20 protein-coding genes and 1 riboswitch are annotated in these 19,150 nt (G+C 41.2%); of the genes, 14 read left to right on the forward strand and 6 right to left on the reverse strand.

The features are described 5' to 3' along the window. Positions 1 to 192: 192 nt before the first annotated feature. A complete protein-coding gene (locus tag CS921_RS01300) occupies positions 193 to 1,794 on the reverse strand; it encodes an ABC-F family ATP-binding cassette domain-containing protein (protein WP_099221230.1) in 1,602 nt (533 codons plus the stop codon). A gap of 105 nt (positions 1,795 to 1,899) precedes the next feature. Here CS921_RS01300 and CS921_RS01305 point away from each other — a divergent pair, with 105 nt between their 5' ends. From CS921_RS01305 to CS921_RS01340, 7 genes are all read left to right on the forward strand, one after another. Beyond that, a complete protein-coding gene (locus tag CS921_RS01305) occupies positions 1,900 to 2,283 on the forward strand; it encodes an MmcQ/YjbR family DNA-binding protein (protein ID WP_099221231.1) in 384 nt (127 codons plus the stop codon). Positions 2,284 to 2,340: 57 nt separating this feature from the next. After that, a riboswitch (TPP riboswitch) is annotated at positions 2,341 to 2,460 on the forward strand. A gap of 76 nt (positions 2,461 to 2,536) precedes the next feature. Continuing rightward, the gene (gene thiT, locus CS921_RS01310; protein WP_099221232.1) at positions 2,537 to 3,103 is read left to right on the forward strand and encodes an energy-coupled thiamine transporter ThiT; all 567 of its coding nucleotides are present in this window, start codon (positions 2,537 to 2,539) and stop codon (positions 3,101 to 3,103) included. Between the two features lie 258 nt (positions 3,104 to 3,361). Then, the gene (locus CS921_RS01315; protein WP_099221233.1) at positions 3,362 to 4,570 is read left to right on the forward strand and encodes a betaine/proline/choline family ABC transporter ATP-binding protein; all 1,209 of its coding nucleotides are present in this window, start codon (positions 3,362 to 3,364) and stop codon (positions 4,568 to 4,570) included. Continuing rightward, on the forward strand, positions 4,571 to 5,224 hold the full coding sequence (locus tag CS921_RS01320; protein WP_099221234.1) for an ABC transporter permease: 654 nt from the start codon (positions 4,571 to 4,573) through the stop codon (positions 5,222 to 5,224). Between the two features lie 15 nt (positions 5,225 to 5,239). Continuing rightward, positions 5,240 to 6,175, forward strand: a complete 936-nt coding sequence (locus CS921_RS01325) for an osmoprotectant ABC transporter substrate-binding protein (RefSeq protein ID WP_099221235.1) — start codon at positions 5,240 to 5,242, stop codon at positions 6,173 to 6,175. A 2-nt stretch (positions 6,176 to 6,177) separates the two neighbouring features. Further along, positions 6,178 to 6,849 carry an ABC transporter permease gene (locus CS921_RS01330; RefSeq protein ID WP_099221236.1) on the forward strand — a complete coding sequence of 224 codons (672 nt, stop codon included), beginning with the start codon at positions 6,178 to 6,180 and terminating at the stop codon, positions 6,847 to 6,849. Positions 6,850 to 7,066: 217 nt separating this feature from the next. Further along, the gene (locus CS921_RS01340; protein ID WP_099221238.1) at positions 7,067 to 7,897 is read left to right on the forward strand and encodes a hypothetical protein; all 831 of its coding nucleotides are present in this window, start codon (positions 7,067 to 7,069) and stop codon (positions 7,895 to 7,897) included. A gap of 40 nt (positions 7,898 to 7,937) precedes the next feature. Here CS921_RS01340 and CS921_RS01345 read toward each other — a convergent pair whose 3' ends face one another. Further along, entirely contained in the window at positions 7,938 to 9,455 is a 1,518-nt protein-coding gene (locus tag CS921_RS01345; RefSeq protein ID WP_099221239.1) for an ABC transporter permease/substrate-binding protein, read from the reverse strand. After that, positions 9,452 to 10,435 (reverse strand): ABC transporter ATP-binding protein, encoded by a 984-nt coding sequence (locus CS921_RS01350; RefSeq protein ID WP_099221240.1) that lies wholly within the window; start codon positions 10,433 to 10,435, stop codon positions 9,452 to 9,454. The genes CS921_RS01345 and CS921_RS01350 overlap by 4 nt, the downstream gene beginning before the upstream one ends. A 228-nt stretch (positions 10,436 to 10,663) precedes the next feature. Here CS921_RS01350 and murB point away from each other — a divergent pair, with 228 nt between their 5' ends. The 7 genes from murB (at position 10,664) to CS921_RS15480 (ending at position 16,569) form a co-directional block, all read left to right on the forward strand. Then, entirely contained in the window at positions 10,664 to 11,560 is an 897-nt protein-coding gene (gene murB / locus CS921_RS01355; RefSeq protein ID WP_099221503.1) for a UDP-N-acetylmuramate dehydrogenase, read from the forward strand. 17 nt (positions 11,561 to 11,577) lie between these two features. Then, positions 11,578 to 12,609: an AI-2E family transporter gene (locus CS921_RS01360; RefSeq protein WP_099221504.1), complete on the forward strand. Its 1,032-nt coding sequence runs from the start codon at positions 11,578 to 11,580 to the stop codon at positions 12,607 to 12,609. A gap of 67 nt (positions 12,610 to 12,676) precedes the next feature. Continuing rightward, the gene (locus CS921_RS01365; RefSeq protein WP_099221241.1) at positions 12,677 to 13,954 is read left to right on the forward strand and encodes an alkaline phosphatase family protein; all 1,278 of its coding nucleotides are present in this window, start codon (positions 12,677 to 12,679) and stop codon (positions 13,952 to 13,954) included. A gap of 13 nt (positions 13,955 to 13,967) precedes the next feature. Then, positions 13,968 to 15,215 (forward strand): MFS transporter, encoded by a 1,248-nt coding sequence (locus CS921_RS01370; protein ID WP_099221242.1) that lies wholly within the window; start codon positions 13,968 to 13,970, stop codon positions 15,213 to 15,215. A 64-nt stretch (positions 15,216 to 15,279) separates the two neighbouring features. Next, on the forward strand, positions 15,280 to 15,867 hold the full coding sequence (locus CS921_RS01375; RefSeq protein WP_099221243.1) for a VanZ family protein: 588 nt from the start codon (positions 15,280 to 15,282) through the stop codon (positions 15,865 to 15,867). 31 nt (positions 15,868 to 15,898) lie between these two features. Then, entirely contained in the window at positions 15,899 to 16,315 is a 417-nt protein-coding gene (locus CS921_RS01380) for a hypothetical protein (RefSeq protein WP_162921658.1), read from the forward strand. A gap of 107 nt (positions 16,316 to 16,422) precedes the next feature. Beyond that, positions 16,423 to 16,569, forward strand: a complete 147-nt coding sequence (locus CS921_RS15480) for a putative metal homeostasis protein (RefSeq protein WP_099221245.1) — start codon at positions 16,423 to 16,425, stop codon at positions 16,567 to 16,569. On the opposite strand, the gene CS921_RS01390 is transcribed toward CS921_RS15480, so the two are convergent. From CS921_RS01390 to CS921_RS01400, 3 genes are all read right to left on the reverse strand, one after another. Then, a complete protein-coding gene (locus CS921_RS01390) occupies positions 16,556 to 16,960 on the reverse strand; it encodes a NusG domain II-containing protein (protein ID WP_099221246.1) in 405 nt (134 codons plus the stop codon). The genes CS921_RS15480 and CS921_RS01390 overlap by 14 nt on opposite strands. Positions 16,961 to 17,166: 206 nt before the next feature. Continuing rightward, entirely contained in the window at positions 17,167 to 17,607 is a 441-nt protein-coding gene (locus CS921_RS01395) for a hypothetical protein (RefSeq protein ID WP_099221247.1), read from the reverse strand. A 318-nt stretch (positions 17,608 to 17,925) separates the two neighbouring features. After that, positions 17,926 to 19,125, reverse strand: a complete 1,200-nt coding sequence (locus tag CS921_RS01400) for an MFS transporter (RefSeq protein ID WP_099221248.1) — start codon at positions 19,123 to 19,125, stop codon at positions 17,926 to 17,928. Positions 19,126 to 19,150 lie beyond the last annotated feature (25 nt).

The following is a 19,150-nucleotide window of genomic DNA, read 5'->3' on the forward strand; positions in this document are numbered from 1 at the left end:
ATAGAGAAAACAACGGCGTTTTCATTAACTGTTGTTTTTTGAAAAATTTTTAGGGCAGTGAGTAATGTTTGGCATTGTAGTAGGATCCATAGCAAGAAGAGCTTTACTATCCTCATCATCTGCTTTAAGAAGGATTACTCAATGACTATATCATGACCAACTAGGCTCTATAAAGATTCTCACCTGCCACCGTTAATTTTCAACATTCATGGTTTCTTGCAGATATTCATCATAACCGATTTGTTTATTGTAGAAAGCATCCTGATCCAGATTGATCACACGCGTGGCCAAACTTTGTAGCAATTGATGGTCATGAGAAGAAATAATCATGGCACCTTTAAAGCCAAGCAGACCATTATTGAGCGCTGTGATCGATTCGAGATCCAAGTGGTTGGTTGGCTCGTCAAGAAGCAGGACATTGGCGCCTGAAAGCATCATCTTAGAAAGCATGCAGCGGACTTTTTCGCCTCCGGAAAGAACGCGCACCTTTTTCAGGACCTCGTCACCGCTAAAGAGCATACGGCCAAGGAAGCCACGTAGAAAGGCTTCACTATCTTCCTCAGGGGAATATTGGCGCAACCATTCGACAAGGTTCAAATTATTTTCTTCAAAGAAGCGGGAGTTGTCTTTCGGGAAATAGCTTTGACTGGTAGTGACACCCCAGCGATAAGTTCCGGAATCTGGCTCAAGCTCACCAGCTAGAATCTGGAAGAGCGTTGTTTTGGCTACTTCATTATTGCCGGCTAATGCCACTTTATCGTCACGATTGATGGTAAAGCTGACATCATCCAAAACTTTCACACCGTCGATCGTTTTTGTTAGATTTTCGACCGTCAAAAGGTCATTGCCGACTTCACGATCCGGCTTGAATTGGATAAATGGATACTTCCGGCTCGATGGTTGGATGTCTTCCAGTGTAATCTTATCGAGCATTTTCTTCCGACTGGTTGCCTGTTTACTTTTAGAAGCATTGGCACTGAAACGAGCGATAAAGTCCTGCAACTCTTTCATTTTTTCTTCTTTTTTCTTATTGCGGTCGGACATCATTTGTTGGGCTAGTTGACTGGACTCATACCAGAAGTCATAGTTGCCGACATACAGTTGAATTTTGCTGAAATCAAGATCCGCAATATGAGTACAAATTTTATTCAAGAAGTGGCGATCATGGGATACCACGATAACTGTGTTCTCAAAGTTAATCAAAAATTCTTCCAGCCAGTGAATTGCACGAATATCCAAGTGGTTGGTCGGTTCATCAAGAAGCAGAATGTCCGGCTTGCCAAATAGTGCCTGAGCAAGTAAGACTTTCACTTTCTCACTACCGGTCAGTTCTTTCATCAATTTATGATGAAGCGCGGATTCAATGCCAAGACCATTCAGTAAAACGGCCGCATCTGATTCAGCTTCCCAGCCATTCAGCTCAGCAAAGTCGCCTTCAAGCTCAGCTGCCCGAATGCCATCCTCATCACTGAAATCCTCTTTCATGTAAATCGCATTTTTTTCTGTCATGATTTTATACAGGCGCTCGTGGCCCATAATTACGGTATTCAGGACTTCTTCTTCATCGTACTGGAAGTGATCCTGCTTTAAGACGGCAAGCCGCTCGCCTGGCGTAATATGCACATTGCCGGACTGAGAATCCAGCTCACCTGAAAGAACCTTAAGAAATGTCGACTTACCGGCGCCATTTGCTCCGATTAGGCCGTAACAATTCCCAGGTGTAAATTTAATTGAAACATCTTCAAACAGCTTTTTATCTGCAAAACGAAGACTTACATTACTGACTGTTAACATTTTCTTCCTCCAATTCCATATAAGCACAAGTATCTCTATTTTACCATGAGCCGAGACTGAAAGAAAGCTTTTCTGTTATACTAGTAAGAAAAGGGGGGAGCCCACATGACTCTTGATATAGAAATACTCCAACACGTTGCCTTAGCTGGGAAATTTCCGGGTGTTGAAGAGACTTTTCCGTTCGGGAAGGAATTTCATGTCATGCGGATTGGCGATAAAATGTTTGCGCTGATTCATCGCTACCACGGGAAACTGTATGTCAGTGTCAAATGTCAGCCAGAACGGATTGAACTTTTGCGGACGGAATATCAATCAATCATTCCTGGCTATCATTTAAATAAAAAACACTGGTTGACGATGGTTTTTGATGAAAAGACCGATATTGAACAGGAAATGGAAGAAAAACTGCTTCAAAATAGTTACCAACTGATTTACGATAAATTACCACGCAAAAAACAAAACACCATTCGCTTTTCGGAGCCGGATTAATTAAGGGGTTTACAAATTCAGCCAAGATGATATAATGAAGCTGTTCAACTTCATAAACGTTACCACAGGGGGAGCTTAATAAGCTGAGACTGAACCCAGGCTGATCATATGGCTTGCGTTCTAACCCTTTGAACCTGTTCGTTAGTACGAGCGTAGGGATTGTGGCGATGGCATTTTCTATTCAACTTGAGGAAACTGCTTTCTTCTGCGGTGCGTTTTTGACCAATTCAAAGAAGAAGGGAGTTTATTTTTTATGGCAAACAAACGACTTACAATTTTACTCGAATGTGCTATTTTTGCTTCAGTGGCAATGGTTTTAAGCTTTATTCCATTTGATATCGGCTCAAGCTTTTCCGTTTCACTTGGGATGATCGCGATGTATGTCATTGCAATCAGACGCGGCTTTTGGGCTGCAGGCTTTTCAGGATTACTATGGGGGTTGCTTCACTTTATTACGTCCAAAGCATATATTTTGACGCCCACCCAGGCATTTCTGGAATATATTGTTGCGTTTTTATTCATCGCATTTGCAGGTGTTTTTGCTAAGCAGGTTCGGGCGGCATTAAAAGAAGATCACTTTTCTAAAGCGCTTGGATATGCTTGGCTAACCATGTTGATTGGCGGCGTGGCACGCTATTTCTGGCATTATGTGGCAGGCGTCATCTTTTGGGGAGAATATGCGTTTAAAGGCTGGAGCGCTCAGCTATTTTCCGTTGTAATGAATGGGATCAGCTGCTTGGCGACCGTAATCGTTTGCGGGATCGTAGTTTCAATTATGATGAAAACGGCCCCTAAATTATTTTTACCTAAAAGCAAATAAATAGCTTGTTAAAAGAGCACCTCATATCGGGGTGCTTTTTTTTGCGTATTCATTGGAGGAGAAAGGATTTCAGCTTTAACAGGCAGCGATAAAAATGGCACCGCTAATTCTGCTATTGTCCTCCTATTTTGTGATAAGAAAAACTTTTTGCTGTAAAAAACGTTTTGTACCAGTCGAAGTAGGGAATTATAAGAAAGGCTTTTGCTTCACAAAGCGTCTTGAAGTAAAGGCGAAAGAGAAAAAGTGGAGGTGTATGGTTTGTTAAGATTCGAACACGTTTCGAAAACGTACAAAGGTGGCAAAAAAGCAGTCAATGACCTCAACCTAAACATTGAGCAGGGAGAATTTATTTGTTTCATCGGTCCGAGTGGCTGCGGCAAAACAACCACGATGAAAATGATTAATCGGTTGATCGAACCCACAGAAGGGAAAATTCTTATTAATGATAAGGATATCATGCAGGAGGATCCGGTGAAGCTGAGGAGATCAATTGGTTATGTGATTCAGCAGATTGGCCTGATGCCGCATATGACCATTCGAGATAATATTGTTTTGGTACCCAAACTTTTAAAATGGCCAGAAGAACGAAAAAATGAACGGGCAAAAGAATTAATCAAATTAGTTGATTTGCCAGAAGAGTATCTGGATCGTTATCCCTATGAGCTCAGTGGCGGCCAGCAACAGCGGATTGGCGTTTTACGTGCGCTTGCTGCTGAACAAAATTTGATATTGATGGATGAACCGTTTGGCGCACTGGATCCAATCACTAGAGACTCACTTCAAGAGGAATTCAAAAATTTGCAGCAGGAATTAGGAAAAACCATCATTTTTGTCACACATGATATGGATGAAGCAATCAAACTGGCGGATCGGATCGTTATTATGCGTGCGGGAGAAGTGGTGCAATTTGATACCCCGGATGAAATCCTACGGAACCCGGCTGACGCATTTGTAGAAGACTTTATTGGAAAGGACCGCCTGATCCAAGCACAGCCAAACGTGACACAAGTTGAACAGATTATGAACCGGGCCCCAGTGTCTATTACAGCGGATAAATCTCTTCAAGCGGCCATTCAGGTTATGAAAGAGAAGCGCGTGGATACACTTTTAGTAGTGGACGAACAAAATATCTTGAAAGGTTTCATCGACGTTGAACAAATTGATAAGAATCGACGCACCGCAACGAGTGTCGTGGATATCTTAGAGCGAAATGTTTTTTATGTACAAAAAGATACACTGCTGCGTGATACCGTTCAGCGGATCTTGAAGCGCGGTTATAAATATGTACCAGTCGTAGATGAAGGAAAGCATCTTGTCGGCATTGTGACAAGAGCAAGCCTTGTAGATATGGTTTATGACTCAATCTGGGGCGAAGAAGAGGAAGCGGCTGTCGAAGCAAGCAGCACGAAGCAGGAGGTCGAGCATACACCGCATCATGAAGCCGAAAATAGTCAGGAGGGGAACTAGGTGGAGGCAATCAATCAATTTTTTCAAGAGAATGGGCATAATCTGCTCGTTCAAACTTGGCAACATCTCTACATATCCCTTGCAGCTGTTGTGCTTGGCATCATAGTCGCTGTACCATTAGGCATTCTACTAACCCGCTCGCCTAAAATTGCTAATTTTGTGATTGGCGTTGTCAGCGTTTTACAAACTGTTCCTTCACTGGCCATTTTGGCTTTTATCATTCCCATCATGGGCGTTGGAACGGGTCCAGCCATTGTGGCGCTATTCATTTACGCGCTTCTGCCGATTTTACGAAATACATTTATTGGTGTACGAAGCGTGGATAAAAATTTGATTGAATCCGGTCGCGGCATGGGCATGACCAATTGGCAGCTGATTGTCAATGTGGAGATTCCCAATTCTATTTCCGTCATTATGGCAGGAATCAGGCTATCAGCGGTTTATATCATCGCTTGGGCCACACTCGCCTCTTATATTGGAGCAGGCGGACTAGGTGATTTTATTTTTAACGGATTGAACTTATATCGTCCAGACTTGATTCTAGGTGGCGCGATTCCTGTTACCATGCTTGCCTTGCTGGTGGAATTTTTCCTTGGAAAGCTGGAAGTTTATTTGACACCAAAAGCCATACGTGAATCTAGGAATAATGGATAAGGGGGCACACAGAAGATGAAAAAAAGAGTTGCATACATGCTCGCTGCCTGTCTTGTCCTTTTAACGGCACTTACTGGTTGTTCGCTTCCAGGGCTTGGCGGCGGTTCAGATGATACGATTCGAGTAGGCTCAATGTCGACCACAGAATCACAGATCATGGCGAATATTGTCAAAGAAATGATTGAACACGATACGGATTTACAAGTAGAATTGGTCAATAATTTGGGCTCCTCGGTTGTCCAGCATCAAGCAATGGTTAATGGTGACGTGGATATTACAGCGACACGCTATACGGGGACAGATCTTGTTGGACCACTTGGAGAAGACCCAATTAAGGATCCAGAAAAAGCATTAAAAGCAGTTCAGGAAGGCTTTGAGAAGGAATATCAGCAAACCTGGTTTGATTCATATGGATTTGCGAATACCTATGCCTTTATGGTACGGCAGGATACAGCAGAAAAATATCACTTAGAAACCATTAGCGACATGAAGCCAGTACAGGATCAATTAGAAGCCGGGGTGGATAATTCTTGGATGGAACGTGAAGGAGATGGCTATAAAGCTTTTTCAAAAGAATATGGTATTGAATTCAAGAAAATTTTCCCGATGCAGATCGGACTGATTTATACCGCTTTGAAAAATAATCAAATGGATGTGGCGCTAGGCTACTCGACAGATGGCCGAATCCCGACGTATGATTTGAAGGTGTTGAAAGACGATAAACAATTTTTCCCGCCCTATGATTGTTCGCCTGTTGCTACAGATGCGATTTTGAAAGAACATCCGGAGCTGAAGACGACGTTAAACAAGTTGGTCGGCAAGATTTCCACGGAGGAAATGCAAAAGTTGAACTACCAAGCAGATGGCGAGCTGAAAGAACCCTCCATAGTGGCAAAGGATTTTCTTGAAAAGCACAATTATTTTGAGGATGAAACAGGAGGTGGCAAGTAACGATGGAAACTCTTTCGCAATTAGTTGACTATTACGCGACAAATGGCGCCTATGTCATGGAAGAATTCTGGCGACACTTTTTGATGAGTCTGTACGGTGTCGTATTCGCCAGCATCGTGGCCATCCCACTTGGTGTCTATATTGCACGTAAGAAGCGGCTGGCAGGCTGGGTCATACAAATTGCCAATATCATTCAAACGATTCCGGCGCTTGCCATGTTGGCCGTGTTAATGCTGATTATGGGACTGGGAACGAATACGGTGGTGCTCTCTCTTTTCCTCTACTCTTTATTGCCAATTTTAAAGAACACCTATACAGGGATTCGCAATGTAGATGGGGCGCTTTTAGAATCTGGTAAAGCAATGGGCATGACCAAGTGGCAAGTTCTGCGCTTGATTGAACTGCCGCTTGCCCTTTCTGTCATTATGGCGGGGATTCGCAATGCGCTTGTTATTGCCATTGGTGTGGCGGCAATCGGAACATTTGTAGGAGCTGGTGGGCTGGGTGATATTATCGTCCGCGGAACCAATGCAACGAATGGAACGGCCATCATCCTTGCGGGCGCGCTTCCTACGGCCTTGATGGCAATCTTAGCAGATCTTTTGCTTGGCTGGGTCGAACGGTCGCTTAACCCGGTGAAAAATAAGAAGAAAAGCTTCACGCAAGCCTTATGATAGACAAAGAACTGCTCTTATCCAAATCTAGGATGGGCAGTTCTTTTATAAATAAGGTAATTTTCATGCATTTTCATAAATTTTTCAGTAAAAATAGTCTAGTAGAGAACAATCTCATAAAGATGAAAAAATCCTTACTTCTTTCCCTCGAAATTTTTACCTTTATCCTTTATAATAGAGTTATCAGTAGATCGGTTAGCAAAGGTGATGATGACTTATGACGAATAAATATGCAAAACAATATCGGCGCTTACTTGAACAAGAGCACACGCTTCCATATAAATTACTTTTAAATGGACAGGAATTTGCCAGTACACTTTACACGAAACTGGGTAAGATTACGGGGATTGTTGTTTGGAATCAAGCAGATGATCCCGCTACGAAAGAAGAGGCCCAGCAAATCGTATCCATGCTACAGAAATACACGTTTTATTTTGACTACTTAGGGAAACGGGATAAGGTTTTACGGGAACGCGATAGTCTGGTTGCAGAAAAAATCGAACAGACGCAACTGATTCTAAATAACAATCAAATCTATGGTGAAAAAATGCAGCCCGTTGTGGATGAGCTGAGTCTAACACTTGAAGTTTATAAGCAGCAGCAAAGAAAGCTGGATATTTACCAAGAAGATATCGCGCTTTTAAATGAAAAAATCAAAGAACAGGGCAAAATTTTAGAAGAGGATTGGGAATCGGCTGAAGACCTTTCCGTCGCTTTTATGATTGCCAGCTACGCCCAAAGCATCTATTTAGAAGCGACCCGCGAGCATCGCCGGAAGTTGGTGAAGTGGTACCACGAGAATCAGCGTGAACTGAATTCAGAAGATCGAAAAGCCCTTTCAAAGCTAGTGAACTTGTTGAGCGACACCAATGCTGGTCTTGTTTTCGATCAAATTATCTCGTTGATTCCACTTTTAGAGAATGGCTTGCTGCTAGATCATGATGAATCACTTACAAAACGTGCACAAGAATTTAACAAGGAATACGAAGCACACTGCCATTTCTATAAACCAAATGCAGAAAAATTCAATGCTTTAATCCGAAATTAAAAAAAGAGTCCCAGTGAACCAAAATTCACTGAGACTCTTTTTAGTTTTGCAGTAAGCCTTCTTTCACTAAGAATGAATGAGCGACATCTTCAGCAGATTTGCCTTCCACATTGACTTGGTAATTCATTTTCCGCATTTCATCATCCGTAATTTTTCCGGCAAGTTTGTTCAGCGGTTTCTCTAACTCAGGATATTTTTCCAGTGTTTCTTTCGTGAGGAGAGGTGCACCCTGATAAGGCGGGAAGAGGTTTTTGTCATCTTCCAGGACTTTCAACTTGTATTGCGCGAGCTCGCTATCCGTCGAATAGGCATCAATCAAATTAATATCGCCTGCTTCGAGTGCAGTGTAGCGCAACTTCGGTTCCATGGTTTTTAGTGAATCGAACGTTAACCCATATGTCTTTTGGATTCCTTTATACCCATCATTCCGGTCTTTGAATTCCAGCGTGAAGCCGGCTTTGATTTGATCCGTTACTTTGGATAAGTCTGAGATTGTCTCCAAACCATTCTGCTTAGCAAAATCATCCGGAACGGCCAGTGCATAAGTGTTGTTATATTTCATCGGCTTCAGATAAGCCATCTGATATTTTTCACTTAAACCATCACGGGCCTGTTCATAGACTTGCTCAGGATCATGTGTTTTGGCCTCTTCCTTTAGAAAAGTTTCAAGTACAGTACCGGTAAATTCAGGATAAATATCAATGTTTCCAGATTGAAGGGCGTTAAACAGGAAACTAGTCTTGCCCATATTGGGTTTTAGGTTTACTTTCAAATCTGTTTCATCTTCAATGACCTGTTTGTACATATTAATCAATATCTCTGGTTCAGATCCTAGCTTACCGGCGATCGTAATCTCATTCTTTTCGCTAGCAAAGTAAGGGACGATAATCAGCGCGGCAGTGAGTAAAAGTCCAGCAGAAATCGTGATCACTGTACTGCGGAATGAAGCTTTTTCAAGGAAACGAAGTAGAAGATCGAATAGAATGGCAAGGAGGGCAGCTGGAATAGCGCCAAGCAAAATCAAACTGTTATCATTCCGATCAATCCCCAGCAAGATCAAATCCCCTAAACCGCCAGCCCCAATCAGCGCGGCTAGTGTAGCGGTTCCGATGATTAATACCATGGCCGTTCGAATTCCGGCCATAATCACCGGCATGGCAAGCGGCAATTGCACTTTATAAAGCTGCTTAAATCGATTCATCCCCATTGCAAGAGAAGCTTCCATCAAGGCCGGATCCACTTCTTTGATTCCCGTATATGTATTGCGTAAAATCGGCAAAAGGGCATAAATTACGAGTGCAATAATTGCCGGAACAGTCCCAATACCGACTAATGGGATTAGAAGACCAAGGAGGGCGAGTGAGGGAATCGTTTGGAAAATCGCAGCAATCTGAATAATCGGTTCGGCGAGACGTTTATGCCGTGTTAAATAGATGCCAAGCGGCAGAGCAATTAAAACAGCAATAAAAAGAGAAACAAAAGAAATTTGGATATGCTGCAGAAGTGCCGTCCAAAGTTCATCTTTCCGCTCGCTAAATGTATTTAGCAAGGTATTCATGAGCGTCCGCCTCCTTCCTCAAGCCTGGCTGCCAGGAAGCGCATAACATGTTGCCCAGAAACGGTGGCAACTTTTTCTCCTTGCTGATTTTCAACAGGAACCGTATGTTCATAAGCCAAACGCTTTACGAGTACTTCAAGAGGGGCGTGAACAGAAATGGCTGTCTCACCGTCGCCCTCCCGATAAGGCAAATACAACTCCTCATCTAATAGTTCTTGAACCGTATGATCAGATGTCAGTACGGGATTTGTCTGCAGATTGCCAGATTCCACAAAATTACGCACAAATTCATTAGCTGGATGTTGCAGAATATTTTCCGGTGTATCACACTGAACAATCTGCCCGTCTTGCATCAGACAAATCCGGTCTCCAAGCGCCACAGCTTCCTGCATATCGTGCGTAACAAAAACAATCGTTTTCTTGATTTTTTTCTGTAATGTATGAATATCCTGCTGTAATTTTTGGCGCGAAATCGGGTCGAGTGCACTGAAAGGCTCGTCCATTAGGATAATACTTGGATCAGCCGCCAAAGCCCGAACAACACCAACACGCTGCTGTTCACCGCCAGATAGCTCTTTAGGTTTACGATGCCGATAGACTTCTGGATCTAGACCAACCATCTCCAAAAGCTCCGTCACACGCGCATGGATTTTGTCCTTATCCCATTTTTTAAGTTCTGGCACAATCGCAATATTTTCCTCAATGGTCATATGCGGAAACAAGGCGATTTGTTGTAATACGTAACCAATATCCCAGCGAAGTTCATGGATATCGTAGTCACTGATCCTTTTTTCATTTATGTAAATCGTTCCAGTAGTAAGCGGAATTAGACGATTGATCATTTTGAGCGTTGTCGTTTTCCCGCAACCGCTTGGACCAATGAAAACAAAGAATTCCCCATCTTCAATATTCAATGAGATCTGATTCACAGCGGTTTTATCTGTGGTATAGTTTTTTGTCACATTTTCAAAGCGAATCATAATAGCCTCCTTTTGATCATGATAGAACATTTGTTCGCATTTGTCAAAAGATTTCCCTTGAGACAATGACTGCGCATTCTATTATGCAACTCTTTACCCCTAAAAAAAGAGAAATAATCATGAAACCTTCATAAGGGATGCTTTTTTAATTAGGAAACTCATGTTAGAATAGAAAGAGTGAGGTTTTTTACAATCATGGATGAGGTAGGTTAAGAAAAAATGAACGTAATGAATAAAATTATAGAAGAATATCCGAATTTATTAATAAAACAAAATGAACCTTTATCAAATTATACATATACAAAAACGGGTGGAGTGGCAGATTTTTTTGTTATGCCGCGTACAGTTTTGGAAGCTCAAGCAGTAGTGACTTTTGCGAATGAAGAAGCAATTCCACTCACAATTCTTGGCAACGGTTCAAACCTAATCGTAAAAGACGGTGGAATCCGCGGAATTGTTCTGCATTTAGATTTGCTTCACAATATTCAGCGTCAGGACACACACGTAATTGCAGGCAGCGGAGCAAAACTTATTGAAGTGTCTCGTTTCGCACTTTCAGAAAGCTTAAGTGGCCTAGAGTTTGCTTGTGGAATTCCAGGATCTATCGGCGGAGCTCTTTATATGAACGCTGGTGCATATGGTGGTGAAATTAGTGACGTGCTGGCCGCTGCCACTGTATTGACCCGAAAAGGCGAGCTGCTCCATCTAAAACGTGACCAACTAGCGGCCAAATATCGCCACAGTACGATTAGTGAAAAAGACCTGATCGTTTTGGAAGCCGAGTTTGAGCTAAAACTAACAGAACGCCAACCGATCGAAGCGAAAATGGCCGAATTGACAGAAGCACGTGAATCCAAGCAACCACTTGAATATCCATCATGTGGTAGTGTTTTCAAACGGCCACCTGGTCATTTTGCAGGAAAGCTGATACAAGACAGCGGCCTTCAAGGAAAGCAAATTGGCGGGGCACAGGTTTCACTGAAACACGCAGGTTTTATGGTCAATGTGGGTGGTGCGACTGCGACTGATTATCTTGAATTAATTGAATTTGTCAAGCAGACTGTCAAAGAAAAATTTGATGTAGAGCTGGAAACTGAAGTGAAAATTATCGGGGAAGATGCTTAAAGGGGGATAGATATTTGGTGAATGAAATTGCTGCTTTTTTTCAGCACCGCGGTGTTAGACGCGTATTCGTTTTCTTGATGCTGGCATTTGTTTTATATTTACTTCGCAGCATGATTGACATTATTTTACTCACATTTATTTTCTCCTTTTTGATTACACGCTTGGAAAACTTTATTTTAAAAAGGATCAAGGTTTATCGGCAGATCATCGTTTTGTTGCTTTACACGCTGATCGCACTCGGTTTGACCTTTATTGCCGTCAAATATGTACCGGCTCTGACTGAGCAGATCAGTCAATTATTTAAATTTCTCAACACATTTTTTAGTACCGAAAGTAATAATGACTTTATCAATTATTTGGTTCAAATGGCCAATGAAATCGATATTATGAAGTATACGGAGCAAGGGGTTCAGATGGCCGTTACCTATCTAACCAACATTGGTGTCGTCTTAATCAATGTCTTTATCGCGCTTATTCTGAGCCTGTTTTTCTCACTGGGACGCGATCATTTGATTCGTTTTACCAAGCAATTCAGTACAAGCAAGGTTGCCTTTGTTTATGATGAAATGAAATACTTTGGAACCAAATTTTCTGCAACTTTTGGAAAAGTCATTGAAGCTCAGTTTTTAATTGCGCTCGTGAACTGCGTGCTCACAACCATTGCTCTTTGGGTGCTTGGCTTTCCGCAATTATTCGCGTTGTCAGTCATGGTCTTTCTGCTAGGGCTGATTCCAGTTGCAGGCGTGATTATTTCAATGGTGCCGCTGACAATTATTGCCTATACGATTGGTGGGTTTCAATATGTCTTTTATATTGCTTTGGTAGTAGTGATTATTCATGCACTGGAATCCTATGTGCTAAATCCAAAGCTGATGTCTGCAAAAACCGATCTACCAGTTTTTTACACGTTTATCATATTAATATTTGGCGAACACTTCTTTGGTGTATGGGGACTGATCGTGGGAATCCCGGTTGTGATGTTCTTTTTAGATGTACTTGGTGTGACCGATCAGGCGGAGCATTTGCTCGAACGAAAAAAACAAGCTTGAGCCGTGCGCATTGCGCGGCTTTTTTCTTTGGTTATGCTACAATAGATTTCAGAAAGAAGGGGTGTTGATGAGCCGTTACTTGGTTGTTCTATCACTAGATGCCTTAGGGGCAGAAGATTTAGAAGATTTAAGCGAATTGGATGCGCTGGCTGAATTAATGGAAAAAGGGGTGCATATTAAGCAGGTGGAGTCCATTTACCCCTCACTGACTTATCCAGCACATACTTCGATTATTACAGGGCACTATCCAAAGACACATGGCATCGTGAATAACACGAAGATCGAGCCTGGCAAAGCGTCGCCGGATTGGTTCTGGTTCAAGAAAAGTATTCGTGTGCCGACACTTTATGATAAGGCGAAAGAAGCAGGATTAAAAACAGCTGCTTTTCTTTGGCCTGTCGCAGCTAAAAGTGGGATTGATCATAATATTGCGGAAATTTTTCCCAATCGATTTTGGCTCAATCAGGTGATGGTCTCGTTATGGGGGAGCTCGCCGCGTTTTCTACTTGAAATGAATAAAAAATACGGGCATTTACGTAAAGGCATCCATCAGCCGGAATTGGATCATTTTTTGACGGAAGCTGTGATTGATACGATTCTACATAAACAACCCGAATTGCTTTTGGCTCATTTTGTCGATATGGATAGTATGCGTCATGCATATGGCGTGCGTAGTAAAGAAGCAAAAGCAGCACTCAAAAGGCATAATACGCGTGTGCGGCGCATTGTTGAAGCGACAAAAGAAGCCGGGATTTATCAGGATACAACTTTTGTGATTTTAGGGGATCATTATCAAATCGATGTCGATACAGCCATTCGTCTAAATGTCCGTTTACAGGAATTGGGCTACATTAAAACCAATCAAAACGGAGAGGTCGTTTCCTGGCAAGCGTATGCGAAAAGTGCCGATGGTTCCAGCTATATCTACTGTGAAGATACGGCCATTCGTCAAATTTTGCAACAAGAATTGAGGAAGGTGGAGGGCGTTGAGCGGATTTTGATACAGCCGGAAATTGCAGAAAAAGGGGCAGATCCAGCGGCATGTTTGATGGTTGAAGGGAAGCCCGGCTACTTTTTCATGGAGCAACTGAACGGCCCGCTTGTTGAAAAGGTATCGCCGGAAAAGGTGGGGGAGCCGGATTACTATAAAGCGGTCCACGGTTATGATCCTAAAAAAGAAAATTATCAAACGACATTGGTCATTGCAGGACCGGAAATCAAACAACAGACTGTTTTTGAAAAAGCGCGATTGATCGACGAGGGGCCAACTTTTGCCCGCATTCTCGGATTAGAACTACCAGAAACGGAAGGCCGTGTTCTAGAAGAAATTTTTATTACTCAATAAAGGGGAAACATGGATGAAAATGACCAAACAGGAAAAAAGCTGGATCATGCAAGACTGGGCGAATTCTGCTTATTCAATTATGATCACCACAGCGATTTTGCCGATTTATTTTAAAGGGATCGCACATAATGCTGGACTTAGCGACCAGATGTCAACAGCCTATCTAGGTTACGCCAATTCCATCGGCACTTTGTTGATTTCACTTTTAGCACCGATTTTAGGAACCATTGCAGACTATCGCTTTTTTAAGAAACGCTTCTTCAGTCTGTTTACATGGCTCGGTATTCTCACAACGATCAGTTTTGCCTTTGTCCCATCAGATGGTTGGCTGCTACTTTTGATTTTATATGCTTGTTCTTTGATCGGATTTGCCGGAGCGAACATTTTTTATGATGCTTTTCTCATTGATATCACCACAAATGCACGAATGGATATGATTTCATCAGCAGGGTATGCTTTTGGCTATTTGGGCAGTTCGATTCCATTTATTTTATTTATCATCTTGCAGGCGACGGGGATTTTGCCTGTTAGTCAGGTCACGCTTGTGAATATTGGCTTTTTGATGACGGCACTTTGGTGGATGCTGTTTACCTTACCGTTTTGGAAAAATGTTCAGCAGATTCACTATATTGAGCCGGAACCACGCCCTGTCCGCACAAGCTTTAAACGTCTTTTCCATACGATTCGCCATATTGGTGCACACAAAAATATCATTCTTTTTTTAATTGCGTATTTTTTCTATATTGATGGAGTAGATACGATTTTCCGAATGGCCACTAGCTATGGGATTGATTTAGGGATTTCGGAAACTACGTTGATTGTGATTTTACTCGTAACGCAGTTGATTGCTTTCCCGTCCACCATTCTTTACGGACGTTTAGCGCAACGATTTCAAACAAAACCACTCATTTTGGTGGCCATTTGTACCTACATTATTATTTGTATCTATGCCGTTTTCATGAAATCAACACTCGATTTTTGGTTATTAGCTGTGCTTGTCGGAACGAGCCAAGGTGGCATTCAAGCACTTAGTCGTTCATATTTTGGTAAAATTATCCCCAAAAAGCGTGCGAATGAATTCTACGGTTTTTATAATATTTTCGGGAAATTCTCAGCTATCATGGGTCCGGCACTGCTTGGTATTATCACGCAAATTACTGGTAAGACGCAGTTAGGGGTCGCAAGTCTGATTGTGCTTTTCATTGTTGGTGGTATTTTATTCCTATTTGTGAAAGAGGAGAAAGATTTAAACTTTCTTTAAGTCCTTTTAACAATGATTTTATCTTTTACTGGTAAGATAGAATCAAAGTTAGGAGGGAAACAATATGAAAAAAATTCTTGATTATATCGCGTTACCACTTGTTTCCATCAGTTTTGCTATTTTTCTCTACGTGCATTTTATTAGCGGCTGGATGTGGTTCTATCTAAAAAATATTATGGAAACTTATTCCTACATGGATATTATGACAATACTTGCAGGAGCCGCATTGATATATTTGATTTTGGTGCAGCTCGTCCGACTGAAAATTGATCATAAACGCTTGATTATTGCCTATATGATTTATTTTATTATCTTAGGCGTGCTGCTTTTTGGGAAAGCATCCGATGTGCAAGGGGTTTCTTTTGATACATTTAGTTTTGTAAATAGCTTTGCAGCAGGCAATCTCCGGGTGATCACACTGGGCAATATCCTGATGTTTATGCCCATTGGATTTCTGCTAGTTAAACGCTCATTCTGGCAAACAGGCTTAATTGCTATTGGCTTGGTTACTGGGATTGAAATTACACAATATATTTTAAAAGTAGGATTTTTCGACACTGGAGATATTTTCTTAAACACAACTGGCATTTTACTAGGTTTCTTATTGCTTCGTGTGAGCGCTCATCTGGTAAATCGGCCGATAAAAAAATAAAGACTTCGACATGAAGAGCGAGGAAGGCAAAGTGGAAAAAATTAAAATCGAACAAATTATGGAACGAGTTGTTGCTCGTTATGAAAATAATCTGGAGCAAGCTTTATCAGGTTTTGTCACACCATATTTAAAAGAAAAGGGGGAAGAAGGGAGTCGAAATCGCTTTATCATCGGTTTCTGTCTCTTATTTACCCGAAAGTTCAAGTATGATTTAAGAAGAGAGGGTTTGCTCAAATTATTACTGGAGGAAGAGAAGGGCTACGCAGAGCCTGATAAATGGATTATAGAAGTTTTTCAGTTTTTATATGCACCCAATACAACCTTATCCACGTTCTCAACACAGCTAAGCGATTATTCGATAGAAGATTATCTTTTCTTTGTTGAAAGAACAGGCGATTCGGTGATTGCAGAAAAAATTTGTTCGTGGCAAAATAAGGAGACCTGTTAAAAAGGTCTCCTTATTTTTGTGTAAATGAGAGAAACTTGACAAGAAGACAGTGTCATGATAAATTGTAAATCGTAATAATTACGATTTAAACAAGGAGGAATTTTATAATGGCAGAAAAAATGGACCTTTCTAGTGCTTATCGTCGAATGCGTAGTCGAAATGCAAAAACTCGAAAACGTGCGCTTAAGATTATCCAGGCACAAAAGCGAAAGAAAACACGCATTGACTCCGCTTCTAGTGTTAATTGGGGATAATCAAGTCATCATCAGAATCAGGTGTTTCAGACTCCAGTGTAATAAGTAGCCGGTGCGGCAGGCAAACAATTTGCTCGCCGGCTTTCTTTTTCCAGCCCATATGTACACCGATTTGATCAGGGCTGTTGTCTTCTTTGATGCAGATTTGATGGTTCTGGATTTGAATTACATTATACTTGGCGCCTTTTCTAATGGTAAAAGTCTGATCTTTAGCATGAGTTAGATCGATTTTCCTCAAAGTTTTACCATCTTGTTGAATAACCGCATAGATGACATCCGATTCATTATTCGGAGATGCTTGTGTTGAAAACAAATATATGGGCAAGAACGAAAAAAGAAATAAAAGGCCTACAATCACAATATCGAACGGTTTAATCATTTTTTTGAACATAATGTGCATTCCTTTGTTATTCGTTATTTTTTATAGCTTAACAAAAGATGACTTAGTCTTAAAATAATCTATTTTAGGAGGATATGCAAGTTGAATAAGTAGGGAATTACATAATCTCTTTTCTAGTTTACATAATATATATTATAGGAAGTAATGTGTGTTACGCAGGTACCTTATAACTGTTTGATTTTTGAACTCAATCTGCATTAAAGATAGTCCTCGTTGGCTATGATTATAGAACAAAGGCTCTCGCTGAGGGATATACCTGTTGGGCTTATAGGATTAATAACATCGGGATATCCTTTTTGCCAACTGTAAACTTCGGGATTATCTACTCTCATATCCTCTTTTTTTATAGCCCATTCTGAATCTTTGTTCCAGGCAACACCAAATTTCAGGTAAACTGTCTGATTATTAGTAACTGGATGATTAGGCACATCATGTTGAGTAAAAAACATAAGTTCTTGCGGGGAAAGGATGACATGAAACGCTTGGTTGATTTCACATGTGCCATATTTAAGATAAAATTCATGTAACGCTTTAGGTAGTTTCCCAATTTTGGTTTCTGTTATCAAAATTTCGCTTTCAGGAATGCCGTGACAAGATAATGTGTCAATATAGTCTTCTAAATCCGAAAAGTAGTTCACAACGCTTTATCTGCTCCTTCAATTAAAATAAATTATTGACGAATTGGTCGAATTTCTTTCAAACAAAGTAAAATCTCTTAAAAAGCAAATGGCCAATCAAATGCTCCTATATCTCAAAAAACATATTCATATCAGTCCAATCATGTAATAAGATATGGCGTGTTTTCCTATAAAAAAGCTATATCCATCCGATAAATTTTACCACTAATTCTTGTGAGAGTAAACTTGGAAAGGTTAATCTGACTATACAGTTTACATAATAGTATTATGTAAATAAAAAATAAGCCTCATCTTTCTGAGACCTATTTTTTATGGCTATTAGTTAGATTCTTCAACTTGTGTAGGTGCTGCTTTCAAATAATTTTCAAACGGCTGCAGTTTCAAAAATAATAAGCCCATGCCGGCGAAACATAAAACAGCTGCGACAATAAATGGCCAGCTCATGCCAAAATGCTCCGAAATAAGCCCTGAAACAATCGGTGCAAATGCTGCACCAAGCCAGCGGACAAAATTATATGCCCCACTGGTTACGCTTCTTTCGTACGGAGAATGCTCCATTACGGTTGTTGTGAAAAGCGCGTTGTTAATCCCCAGCACAAGCCCAGAAATCACGATTAACACAATCCGAACTGGCACAGAATCGAATATGCCCATTAAAATTAAAATGACTGCACAGGCAAACAAAGTCCCCTTCAAGACTTGCTTGGAATCAAAGCGCGCCTCCAAGCCGTGGGCGATTTTTGCAGACCCGAGCGCTAGGCAAAGTCCCCATGCAAAGAAAACAAAACCAATTTGAATAGCAGACAAGCCTAGTACAAGCGGTGAAAATGCTAAAATTGTAAAGAAACAATAATAATAAAACATGCCGCTAAGCGTGATTTGCAAAAATGGTTTAAAGGTAAATAGATGAAGCATCTGTTTAATTGGCCGCTCCGTCTTGGCTTTATCAGGTACCACCGCTTTTTTCGGTTCTTTTACTTTTAAAAGAATCAACAGTCCTGCTAGAAAAATAAGACAAGCTGTTGCATAAAACGGATAGCGCCAGGAAAAGTTGCCTAGAATTCCGCCTACGAGTGGACCGAATGCCATCCCAAGACCCATAGCTGACTCATACAAGCCAATCGCATGGCCAGGTGTACTGGATAAGCCAATCAGCATAGTCATGGCAGTAGCCAAAAACATGGAGTTACCAAAGCCCCAGCCAGCTCTGAAAATGGAAAGTGCTCCGATACTGTTTGAAAATCCGCAAAGCAGTGCAAAGACTGTCACAACAAACAAACCCGTCACAATTAGCCGTTTATCCCCTACTTTACTTGCAACAATCCCAATCGGAATCATCATCACAGCCATTGTAAAAATGTAAGACGTAAATAACATTTCCACCTGCGAATGAGTTGCACCTATACTTTCCGCGATGGATGGCAATAATGGATCGACAATACCTATCCCCATAAATGCTAAAAGTGAGGCTAAAACCGTCACCCATTTTCCAAAGTTTTTTTCTTTTTCCGTTAACATATTTTCGACACTTCTTTCACCTTTT

Origin of the sequence: Listeria costaricensis (assembly GCF_900183385.1) — a bacterium.
Taxonomy (GTDB): Bacteria; Bacillota; Bacilli; order Lactobacillales; family Listeriaceae; genus Listeria; species Listeria costaricensis.